This window comes from Parabacteroides sp. APC149_11_2_Y6 (genome assembly GCF_054506995.1).
Genome location: NZ_CP173709.1, coordinates 939,559 through 951,511, shown reverse-complemented (window position 1 = coordinate 951,511; position 11,953 = coordinate 939,559). Strand labels below are relative to the sequence as shown.

Below are 11,953 nucleotides of genomic sequence, written 5' to 3'. Positions count from 1 at the left end.
ATTTGGCCTGTTGTCATCCTAAATAAATACGTACTGATGAAAGTATTGAAATTCGGTGGAACATCCGTAGGTTCCGTTAACAGCATCCTTAGTGTAAAAAAAATAGTAGAGGCTATTGAAGAGCCTGTAATCGTTATCGTATCCGCACTTGGCGGCATTACAGATAAATTACTTGCAACCTCCTCCATGGCGGCCAAAGGAGATGTCGGTTACGAAAGGGAATACTCCGAAATCATCACCCGCCACCTCGACGTTATACAAGGGGTTATACCGGATGAAAAACAACGGATTGAAGTCCAGAAACAAGTAATGAACTTACTGGATGAACTGGGCAATATATTTAAAGGAGTATACCTGATTAATGACCTTTCTGCAAAAACATCCGATACGATTGTCAGCTACGGCGAACGCATTTCTTCTTTAATCGTTTCCAATGTAATCAAAGATGCAAAGCTGTTCGATTCCCGTAAATTTATCAAAACTGTCCGCCAGTTTAACAAACATATTGTCGATTTCGAGCTGACCAACGAACTGATACAGGAAACTTTCAACCCGTTGCCTAAAGTATCACTGGTTCCCGGCTTTATTTCTTCCAGTGCCGAAAACGGTGAAGTTACGAACTTGGGAAGAGGTGGTTCCGATTATACGGCATCTATCCTGGCTACCGCCCTGGATGCTTCTGTTCTGGAAATATGGACGGATGTGGATGGCTTTATGACGGCAGACCCACGTGTAATCAGCTCGGCATACGTAATCGACCGGTTGACTTTCACGGAAGCAATGGAGTTATGTAACTTCGGAGCAAAAGTTATCTACCCTCCTACGATTTATCCGGTATATCATAAAAATATTCCTATCCGTATCCTGAATACCTTCAATCCGGAAGCCCCGGGGACTTATATCTCCAAGGAAAAGGTAAAAGAAGAAGGAAAAGCAATTATCAAAGGTATCTCTTCCATCAACGATACCTGCCTGATTACAGTGCAGGGATTGGGTATGGTTGGTGTTATCGGCGTCAACTACCGCATCTTTAAGACTTTGGCCAAAAGCGGTATCAGCGTATTTATGGTATCACAGGCAAGCTCCGAGAACAATACGACATTCGCCGTCCGTAATGCGGATGCAGAACTTGCTGTAGAAGTGCTTAACGAAGAGTTTGCCCTTGAACGTGCACAAGGGGAAATCAGCGACATGGTTGCGGAGAAAGATTTGGCTACCGTAGCTATCGTCGGCGAGAACATGAAACGTACTCCGGGTATTGCCGGCAAATTGTTCGGTACGCTGGGACGTGCCGGTATCAGTGTGATAGCCTGTGCACAGGGTGCTTCAGAAACCAATATTTCATTTGTTATCAAGCTGAAGTATCTGCGTAAAGCATTGAACTCCATCCACGATTCCTTTTTTCTGTCCGAATACAAGGTTCTGAACCTTTTTATCGCCGGAGTTGGAACGGTAGGCGGTAATTTACTGGAACAAATCCGTATCCAACAACCGAAATTGATGCAGAACGGATTGAAACTGAATGTCGTAGGTATCGCCAACAGCAAACATGCGCTCATTTGCCGCGAAGGGCTGAACATGGAAACCTGCATCGACGAGTTAAAGAAAAACGGTCAGGAAAGCACACCGGAACACCTGCGGGACGAAATTCTGAAAATGAATATATTCAACTCCGTATTCGTAGACTGTACGGCAAATGCAGAAGTAGCACACCTGTACGAAGAGTTATTAAGCAACAACGTCTCCGTAGTAGCTGCCAACAAACTGGCTGCCTCTTCCCCCTACGATAATTATATGAATCTGAAGGAGACAGCACGCCATCGTGGCATCAAGTTCCTGTTCGAAACGAATGTGGGAGCCGGTCTTCCTATTATTAACACAATGAACGACCTGCGGAACAGCGGCGACCATATCTCCAAGCTGGAAGCTGTTTTATCCGGTACATTGAACTTCATCTTTAACACGGTTAGCGCCGATATCCCCTTAAGCCGTGCCATACAAATGGCAAAGGAAGAAGGTTACTCGGAACCCGACCCCCGTATCGACCTGAGCGGCAAGGATGTTATCCGCAAACTGGTTATCCTGGCACGCGAAGCCGGATACAAGGTAGAGCAGAAAGATGTAAAATGCAACTTATTCATCCCCAGTGCCTATTTTGAAGGTTCCCTCGAAGATTTCTGGAAAAACATCCGGAACCTGGACGAAGAATTTGAAGCAAAAAGAAAACAACTGGAAGCCGAAAACAAGCGTCTCCGTTTCGTTGCCACCATGGATAACGGAACCTGCACCATCGATATCCAGGAAGTGGACAGCCACCACCCCTTTTACGAGTTGGAAGGCAGCAACAACATCATCATGATCTCCACCGAAAGATACCACGAATACCCCATGATTATAAAAGGATACGGCGCAGGAGCCGATGTTACGGCAGCCGGCGTATTCGCAGATATAATATCAATTGCAAACATCTGATCAGGTGACAGTTGACAGGTGACAGTTGACAGTTATTTTTCGGCTTTCAGCCGATTTGTACACCGAGCGCGAAGCTTAACTGTCAACTGTCACTTGTCAACTGTCAACTAAAACCATACCAAGCTTTATGAAAAAAAACGTTACGAGAGAGAAAGCGTATAAGTTTGCAATACGCATTGTGAACCTTTATAAGGTTTTATGTAAGCGTAAGGAATTTGTTTTATCAAAGCAACTCTTACGCAGTGGTACAGCTATCGGAGCTTTATTACAGGAAAGCGAGCAAGCACAATCCCGTGCCGATTTCATCAGTAAAGTAAACATAGCTTTAAAGGAGGCAAATGAAAGCGAATACTGGATTACGCTCCTAAAAGACACTCAGTTTCTTACTAATGCCGAATACGTCTCTATTGTTGACGATTGCAGGGAATTAATAAGATTAACAATAAGCATTATAAAAACAAGTAAAAACAATTCAATCCACAGCTGACAAACAGAGAACAATTGACAGCTTACAGTTATTTTTCGGCTTTCAGTCAATTTATACACCGAGCGCGAAGCCTAACTGTCACCTGTCAACTGTCAACTGTCAACTAATAAGTCAACTAACATGAAGACTCTTATCATTCTGGGAGACGGAATGGCCGACGAGCCGATAGAGGCTTTAGGAGGCAAGACCCCGCTGCAATATGCAGAGACTCCCTACATGGACAAACTGGCGAAGCTGGGAGTTACCGGACGGTTAAAAACGGTAGCCGACGGTTTTCATCCGGGAAGTGAAGTGGCCAATATGGCGGTTTTAGGATACGACCTGCCCACCGTATACGAAGGGCGCGGCGTTCTGGAAGCAGCCAGTATCGGTTACGAACTCAAACCGGGTGAAATGGCGATGCGCTGTAACCTGGTTTGCGTGGAAGGAGACATCCTGAAAAACCACTCCTCCGGGCATATCACAACCCGGGAGGCAGACCAACTTATCCAATTCCTGAACGAGAAACTCGGCTCCGACCGTGTGCACTTTTATACAGGCGTCTCCTACCGTCATCTTTTAGTCATAAAAGGCGGCGATAAACGTTTGGACTGTACGCCGCCCCACGATGTACCCCTGCATCCCTTCCGTCCGCTGATGGTGAAAGCCGAAGTAGCGGAAGCACAGGAGACAGCCGATTTATTAAACGGGCTTATCCTGAAATCCCAGGAAATACTGGCAAACCATCCGGTCAACCAAAAACGTATCGCTTCGGGAAAAGACCCGGCCAACAGCATATGGCCCTGGTCGCCAGGATACCGTCCGGCCATGCAGACAATGCAGGAGATGTACGGATTCAATGGCGGCTCGGTTATATCCGCTGTCGACTTAATCCGGGGTATCGGCGTCTATGCCGGCCTGAAAGTCATCACCGTAGAAGGAGCTACCGGACTTTATGACACCAACTACGAAGGCAAAGCGCAAGCAGCCCTCGAAGCCCTGAAAACAGACGATTTCGTTTACCTCCATATCGAAGCAAGCGATGAAGCCGGACACGAAGGCGACGTCGGACTCAAAATAAAGACAATCGAGAACCTGGACAAACGTGCCGTCGGCATTCTATACGAGGCTTTGCAGAAATGGGACGAACCGGTTGCCATTGCCGTATTGCCGGACCATCCTACCCCCTGCTCCATCCGTACACATACCAACATCCCTGTGCCTTTCCTGATTTATAAACCGGGACAGGAACCGGACAGCGTAACCCGCTTCGACGAGTTCTCCGTAGAAAACGGGAAGTACGGCATTTTAGAAAAAGACCAATTTATAAAAGAATTACTATCATGAAGTATTACAGTACCAACAAACAAGCCCCTGCCGCTTCACTGGAAGAAGCCGTTGTAAAGGGACTTGCCGGCGACAAGGGCTTATACATGCCCGAGCACATCGACAAACTGGATAAAGAAGCCATAGCCGGCTTAAAAAATAAATCATTCCACGAAATAGCCTGTACCGTTGCCCGGGCATTTTTCGGCAGCGATATAGAGCCGGATACATTGGATACCCTTGTCAAAGACACCTTGTCGTTCGACACGCCTGCCGTCCATGTAGCCGGCAATATCTACAGTCTGGAACTCTTCCACGGCCCCACCCTTGCTTTCAAGGATGTGGGGGCACGTTTCATGGCACGCCTGTTAGGATATTTCATCAAAAAAGAAGGGTTGAAGCAAGTCAATGTATTGGTGGCCACTTCCGGCGATACGGGCAGTGCGGTAGCCAACGGGTTCCTGGGTGTCCCGGGCATCCATGTCTATGTGCTGTACCCCAAAGGCAAAGTCAGCCCCATACAGGAATGCCAGTTCACTACATTAGGACAGAACATCACGGCACTCGAGATTGACGGGACGTTCGACGACTGCCAGGCGCTGGTTAAATCCGCATTTATGGATGCCGGGTTGAACAATCATATGAAACTGACATCCGCCAATTCCATCAATGTGGCACGTTTCCTTCCGCAGTCCTTCTACTATTTCAACGCATATGCCCAACTGGACAAAGCCGGAAAAGCCGATGAGTTGGTTGTATCCGTCCCCAGCGGGAACTTCGGGAACATCACTGCCGGATTATTCGCCCACCGGATGGGATTGCCTGTCAAACGGTTTATCGCAGCCAACAACCGGAACGATGTCTTCCTCGAATACCTCCGTTCCGGCGTTTACACCCCGCGTCCTTCCGTTCCGACCATTGCCAATGCTATGGACGTAGGCGATCCGAGCAACTTCGCACGTATCATGGATTTATTCGGTAAACAGGAAGACCCGCACACTGCAATCACTTCCCTGATAAAAGGATACCGGTACACGGATGAAGAAATTGCCGCCACAATGAAACAGGTTTACTGCAATACGGGATATATCCTGGACCCTCACGGAGCATGCGGTTACCAGGCTTTAACAGACAATAAACTCAGCGCCAGCGAAACCGGGGTATTTCTGGAAACAGCCCATCCCGCCAAGTTTAAAGGCACGGTCGATAAGATTCTGGATACAGACATCGAGATACCTGCCAAATTACAGGCATTTATGAAAGGAGAAAAACAAAGCATCGAGCTTAAGAAAGACTTTGCAGGTTTCAAAGCCTATTTGATGGAACAGTAATCGTTCCACCAACTTCTTCAAATAAACATAGAGCCATTTATGACCCGTTATCAGGTATAAATGGCTCTGTGTTTTATCCTAAACCCATCCAATAAATCAGGCAACAGGGAGATCAAATATCACTCCTCTGCTGCCTGAAATAGGGTCCTTATAAATCAAGAATTGTAATCCTCTTTTAGAACTCGGCAACTACCAGTACCGGAAAATGGTCGGAAGGAGTACGGCCATACAATGTATTGGTCAACACCCCGTACTTATCTATTGCGATATTGCCGGTTACCCAGACATAATCAATCCGTTCGTCTGTTTTTACCGTACTGTCATACCCATGATAGGTACACACCGGGCCGAAAGGAGGCTCTTTTGTAATCTTATAAGCATCTTTCAGGAAACCGCTTTTATCGAGTATTTGTATAGGCTCGTCCGTTGGGAATGCATTAAAATCCCCTGTCAGGAAAACAGGCATATCCCCAGCTATACTTTTGATACGCTTCATCATTAAATGGGAAGATTCCCGGCGGGCAACAACTCCTTCATGGTCGAAATGGACATTGAAAAAATAGAATTGCCTTCCACTTTTCACATCTTCAAATTTACCCCACGAACAAATACGGTTACAACAAGTTGCATCCCAGCCCAAACCCGGTTTATCCGGTGTTTCCGACAACCAGAAATTACCTTGCTCCAATACGTTAAAACGATCTGCCCGGTAAAATATGGCGGAATGTTCACCTGCATCCTTTCCATCATCCCTTCCTGCACCAATATATTTATAGATACCCAATTGCAGGATATCATTCAATTGGTGACTAAAGCCTTCCTGCGTACCAAACAAGTCATAATCCACAAAACGCAATAAGTCTTTGACCATTCCTTTTCGATGCGACCAGGAATCATCTCCATCCGAGGGAGTATCCATTCGTAAATTAAAAGTTCCGATTTTCAAAACTTCTTTGTTTTCCGCATGTGCTAATATGAATGCTGCAAAAAGCAGTGTAATCGCTAAAAATATTCTTTTCATACTTTCGTTTATTTCAGTTGTATAGATTCGTTACCAACCCGGATTTTGTTCCAATTTAGGATTCATGATTATATCCATTTCCGGAATCGGATATAAATAATGTTTATCATCCCATACACGGGGGATATTGTTCAGCCAAGTCAATTCACCTTTTGTATTTCCAGATAAACGCTGGGGATTCACTTTACCCGCTTTTGTTTCCGATACCACAATATACGTTACTCCAGATACAGGATTCTCCACATTTTCGTTCATTGTAAAACAAACATCCAGAATGCCATCTTCATTCAAATCCATTGGCTTATCCAGTTCCGGGACATAAAAACCATTCCACGGCATGGTCATCAAATCGCCTTTCTTCCAACGTAACAAATCACTGAAACGCAACCCCTCAAACACCAACTCTATGCCTCTTTCACGACGGATTTCAAGCAAGGACGGATCTGTTATTTCCTGAAAATAGTGCGTTTGCAAATAGGTATCCGCTTTTACCGGTTTTGTATCCAGGCCTCCTGTTATACCGGCTCTCTCGCGTAAAGCTCCAATTGTATTTTTCCAATCCTCATCAGTTAAAGAACCCAGTTCGGCTTTCGCTTCCGCATAGTTCAATAGCACTTCCGCATAACGAATTACAGGAATACAATTGTCATTATTCGCTCCACTATCATAAAATACATCATCCAGACTATATTTGATAGGTTGGTATCCGGTATAGGTATAAGAAAAAACAGGAGGAGCAGGAGTTTCAACTCCGCCGTCAATACGTTTGTAGTCTCCCATACGTATCGTCTGTTGCAAGCGTTTATCACGGTTCTTCACTTCATCCATAAAAACCATTGTCTCATACCCCTGTTTATCGGTGAAAGGAGTTCCATCTATATTCAGATACGTATTCACAAATGTCCGGATCAGGTTCAGGCGAGGCCCATAAGTCGCACTTGTCCAATACCAGTTCGCATCATTCAGGACACTCAGCGACTGATCGCATACGGCAGCCAACATCACTTCCGATGACACAGGCTTTTTACTGATAAACAAATCCCGATAAGACTTTTCCGTCCCGGTTGAAGTATACAACTTAAACCCGGAATGATTCATCACATTCTCTGCTGCATCCTTTGCTTCCGTCAACCAAGTGCTTGCTGTCTCAGTCAGTCCGTATTCCGTATGATATTTACGGAAAGTACCTTCAAACAAACATACTCTCGATTTAAAGGCTTGTGCCACATATTTTGTAATCAAGGAACTATTCGGGTCATTCGTTGTCGTGATATATTCACAGGCAAAATTCAAATCCGCCAATACAGAATCCATAACCAAAGTCCGTGCGTCTCTCCCTGCATATAAATCGGGATCATCGACTTCCATTGCTTTATTAATCCAAGGGACATCCCCAAACCGTTTTACTTTATCAAAATAAAACCAGGCACGGAAAAAACGTGCTAACCCCAGATAATTCATCCGGACACTTTCCGATACCTTCTTATCCGTACAATTCTGAATAAAATAATTCACGTTCCGGAGTTTCTCCCACTCCCATCCGTCACTTTGTTGCGGACCATACGCATCTTTCATAATAAAAGAAGGAACCAATGCCCGTGCCGCATAATCACACATATTATCCGCCTGATGTGCACTGGAAGGGCTGGGCAATATATCATAAAAGGAATTGGAATATAATTCCAAACCATTCTCAGTACTGAATACAGGATCCTTAGCTACCTCTGATACAGGAATTTCATCCAAGTTACAAGAGAACAGAGCTACGACACCTATTGTATATATTATCTTTTTCATAATGTATCTCTTTAATTAGAATGTAACTGATAAACCGAAGCTAATACTTTTCAATATGGGATAATTGTATCCGTTTCCGGAATTACCTTCCGTCAAATCCTTATCAGATCCTCTCACAGCCTCGACATCCAAATCCTTCGAATGTTTGTAGAAAGGAGACCAGCTCCAAAGATTTTCCCCGGAAATATACACCTTAGCATTCTGCATTCTGATTTTTGAGACGATGCTACGCGGCAACGTATAGCCAATCTGGAGATTCTTCATCCTGATATAAGCTATATTCTGTAAATAGCGTGTTTGTTTCAGATTCAATTCCGCATAAGGCTCTTCTGAGGCATAACCTCGTAAACGCGGGAAATAAGTATCCGGATTTTCTTCACTCCAGATATTTCCTAAATGAGATTTAGGCATATCGTTATAAGGCCGATTGTACATTCCCCAAAAATAAGAAGCCTCCGAGCCCGGCCACCAGTCCTGCTTACCTACACCCTGGAAAAAAGCAGAAACAAAGAAATTTCTCCAGTCGGCACTTAAATTAAAACTATAGATGAAACGGGGTTCACTATTACCAATAATTTTCTGGTCTCCGGGATTGTCTACCGTATTATTCCCATAATCGATCACACGGTCTCCATTCAAATCTTTAAACTTGATATCACCCGGTAACCATTGTCCAGCCGTAGCACCCGCATAAAAATAAGGCTGCTTCGCATGAGTATCTATATCTTCCTGCGAGGTGAAAAATCCTTCCGTCTCATATCCCCAGATTTCTCCGACTTTCATTCCTTCATAATAATAACCGTCACCTAATTTCTTTTCCGGATTATTATATTTATCTATTGTCGACTGATAATCAGCGAGAGTGAAACGTAACTCATAATTAAACGGTTTACCAGCCAACGGGAACTGGTCTCGCCAAGATACACTTAATTCAAACCCTTTTGTGGTAAGGTCGGCATAGTTTCCTTTTGGGACATCCGTTCCGAAAACAGCAGGAAGAGACATCCCTACCGTAAACATATCGGTAGTCTTTCTCTGATATATATCACCCGAGAAATGCAGACGATTTGACAAAAACGATAAATCCAATCCCAAATTCAATGTGGTCGATTTCTCCCAGGTCAGGCCTAGAGGGATTACAGCCGGCTGACTGGTATACTGCGGGCGTATTCCATTTAATATCCGTTCAGACTGTTGAATCTTAAACAGTTCCTGGAATGAATACGGGTCAATATTACCATTTCCCAAAGAACCGTAAGATGCACGTATCTTCAAATCGGAAAATACTTCTTCCGGAACTTTCCAGAAAGGTTCTTGTGAAACTCTCCAACCTGCAGAGACAGATGGGAAAAATGCATATTGGGAATCTGACGGGAATTTGGAAGAACCATCCAGGCGTCCGTTCACCTCCAATAAATAACGATTATCAAACACATAGTTCAAACGGAAAAAGCCTCCGGACAAACGCCATTTCGAATATCCCCCTCCCGTATTGATAGTCTGTCCAAGAGCCATATTCATATCCTTAGCATCGTCAAAAATCAAACCGTTCCTCAACACATTGACGTTCTTCATTTGGGACTGTTCATAATTATATCCCAGCATTGCTTTGAAATAATGTTTATCTTTAAAGGTATCCTCAAATTCCCCATAGATATTACTTGCCAGATAGGTAGTTGTCTTATTTGTATTCTGGATATCATTTTTAGAAGAGCCTACATATTCCACTACACCCGGACGACGGCTAAAAGGAACCGGTACCCGGATTCGGGTCTGGTCGTTATCAGTATTCTGGAAAGTAAAATCTCCTTTTATCCGCAATTTGTTTTTAAAGAAACTTGCAGTAGCACTTACTGTGTTCTTCAAAATTCGCTGGTCCGTATCTATACCGTTCTTTCCATACCACATGTCGCCTACTGTGTAAGCAGCCGAATGAGTTAATGTACCGTCCGGATTAAACATCGGAGACAAGATATGTCCTTCATCCGCTATATTGCGCCAGATACCTCCGCCTTCACCTACATTCAACGGATTATGGTAATTCATACTGGAATATTCCAGATTATCATCTACTTTCAACCAGTCGAATACCTGTATCGAGCCTTTTGCACGCAAATTGAATAACTTATAGTCATCCGTATTATAACGGAACAACCCGTCCTGCCCATAATAACGACCGGTTACATAGAAACTGCTCTTTCCACTACTTCCGGAAACGGAAATATTATGGTCCGTGGCAAATGTGGATTTTTTATACAATTCTTTATACCAATCCGTATTACCATAATATACATAATCTCCGTTCGGTCCGATTTCGACTTCCGGCAATCCGGGCGTTCCTGAGCGACGTCTCAGTTCCTCCAGATATTCCTGTGAAAACTTCAGCGTCTTATTTATATTCTGCGGAGTTTGTGAATAGTCATAATATGCACTCCACGCCTCATTGAAATATTTGGCATATGTATAGCCATCTGTTACTACATCCGGAACTTTTGTAGGTGATTTCACGGTGAAATTACCGGAATAAGTCACCGAAGTCTTGTCTTTTGACGGATTCTTTGTAGAAATTAGCACAACACCGAAGGCGCCTCTCGCACCATAAATTGCAGCAGAGGCAGCATCCTTTAAGACAGATACGCTTGCTATATCATTCGGATTTAACATACTGGGATCGCCTTCCACGCCATCTATCAAAACCAACGCACTACCTTTCTGCCCGATAGATGTGGTTCCACGAATATTATATTCGGCTGTACGGGTCGGCTTGCCATCCGTCATCGTAATATTCAGATTGGGAATTGTTCCTTGTAAAGCCTGGGTAACATTTGAAATGGAACGATTGTCAAACACCTCACTGGTCACCTGTTCTACCGCACCGGTAAGATTTACCTTTTTCTGTGTTCCATATCCAACCACAATTACCTCTTCCAGCTTTTGGGTATCCTCACGTATCGTTACAGTCAGATTTTTTTTACCTTGAACCGGGATATTCTGTGCCAGATAACCGATATAAGAGACTTGCAGTACATCATTATCCGATGCTTCGATAGAAAAACGACCCTCCAAATCAGTAATCGTACCGTTAGATGAGCCCTTTACCAAAACATTTGCCCCGATAACAGGTTCTCCTAAGGCATCCACAATCATACCTGTTACCTTATGTAACGATTTCTTAGCCTGCGCTACTATCCCGGGTCTAATAAATAATGCAATTTGCTTATTCGTAATTTCAAATTCGAGGTTGGTTGGCTTCAACATGGACTGTAAAGCCACATCAATAAGCTGGTCGGAAACTTTCAAACTAACCTTTTGTGCCAGGTCTGTCTTATTACTGTCGTAAAAGAATGTGTAACCACTTACTTGCTCTATCTTCCGGATAGCCTCTTTCAATGGTATGTTTGAAAATGAGATTGTTATTTTTTTATCTGTTGCCTCAGAAGCTAACAAACGGAAAGAAAAGCATATAAGAAAAAATATAACCAATAAACAATCCCTTCTTTTAGTAAATTGTTTTCTATTCTTCATATATTTGTATGAATT

General features: G+C 43.9%; 7 protein-coding genes. 4 read left to right on the top strand and 3 right to left on the bottom strand.

All coding sequences use genetic code 11. The annotated features are described in order from the left end of the window. Nucleotides 1-36 precede the first annotated feature (36 nt). The 4 genes from thrA to thrC all read left to right on the top strand — a co-directional run bounded on the left by thrA (nucleotide 37) and on the right by thrC (nucleotide 5,595). Nucleotides 37-2,472 carry a bifunctional aspartate kinase/homoserine dehydrogenase I gene (gene thrA, locus ACGE0T_RS03885; RefSeq protein WP_459189228.1) on the top strand — a complete coding sequence of 812 codons (2,436 nt, stop codon included), beginning with the start codon at nucleotides 37-39 and terminating at the stop codon, nucleotides 2,470-2,472. A 127-nt stretch (nucleotides 2,473-2,599) separates the two neighbouring features. Continuing rightward, entirely contained in the window at nucleotides 2,600-2,959 is a 360-nt protein-coding gene (locus ACGE0T_RS03880; protein WP_459189227.1) for a four helix bundle protein, read from the top strand. A 120-nt stretch (nucleotides 2,960-3,079) separates the two neighbouring features. Then, nucleotides 3,080-4,285, top strand: coding sequence for a cofactor-independent phosphoglycerate mutase (locus ACGE0T_RS03875; protein WP_459189226.1), 1,206 nt, complete (start codon nucleotides 3,080-3,082; stop codon nucleotides 4,283-4,285). Continuing rightward, entirely contained in the window at nucleotides 4,282-5,595 is a 1,314-nt protein-coding gene (gene thrC / locus ACGE0T_RS03870) for a threonine synthase (RefSeq protein ID WP_459189225.1), read from the top strand. The genes ACGE0T_RS03875 and thrC overlap by 4 nt, the downstream gene beginning before the upstream one ends. A 175-nt stretch (nucleotides 5,596-5,770) precedes the next feature. Here the strand turns inward: thrC and ACGE0T_RS03865 are convergent, their stop codons facing one another. From ACGE0T_RS03865 to ACGE0T_RS03855, 3 genes are read right to left on the bottom strand one after another with little or no spacing between them, the layout of a single operon-like run. Next, the gene (locus tag ACGE0T_RS03865) at nucleotides 5,771-6,616 is read right to left on the bottom strand and encodes an endonuclease/exonuclease/phosphatase family protein (RefSeq protein WP_459189224.1); all 846 of its coding nucleotides are present in this window, start codon (nucleotides 6,614-6,616) and stop codon (nucleotides 5,771-5,773) included. A gap of 30 nt (nucleotides 6,617-6,646) precedes the next feature. Beyond that, nucleotides 6,647-8,413, bottom strand: coding sequence for a RagB/SusD family nutrient uptake outer membrane protein (locus tag ACGE0T_RS03860; RefSeq protein ID WP_459189223.1), 1,767 nt, complete (start codon nucleotides 8,411-8,413; stop codon nucleotides 6,647-6,649). A 15-nt stretch (nucleotides 8,414-8,428) separates the two neighbouring features. Further along, nucleotides 8,429-11,938, bottom strand: coding sequence for a TonB-dependent receptor (locus ACGE0T_RS03855; protein WP_459189222.1), 3,510 nt, complete (start codon nucleotides 11,936-11,938; stop codon nucleotides 8,429-8,431). Nucleotides 11,939-11,953: the final 15 nt, after the last annotated feature.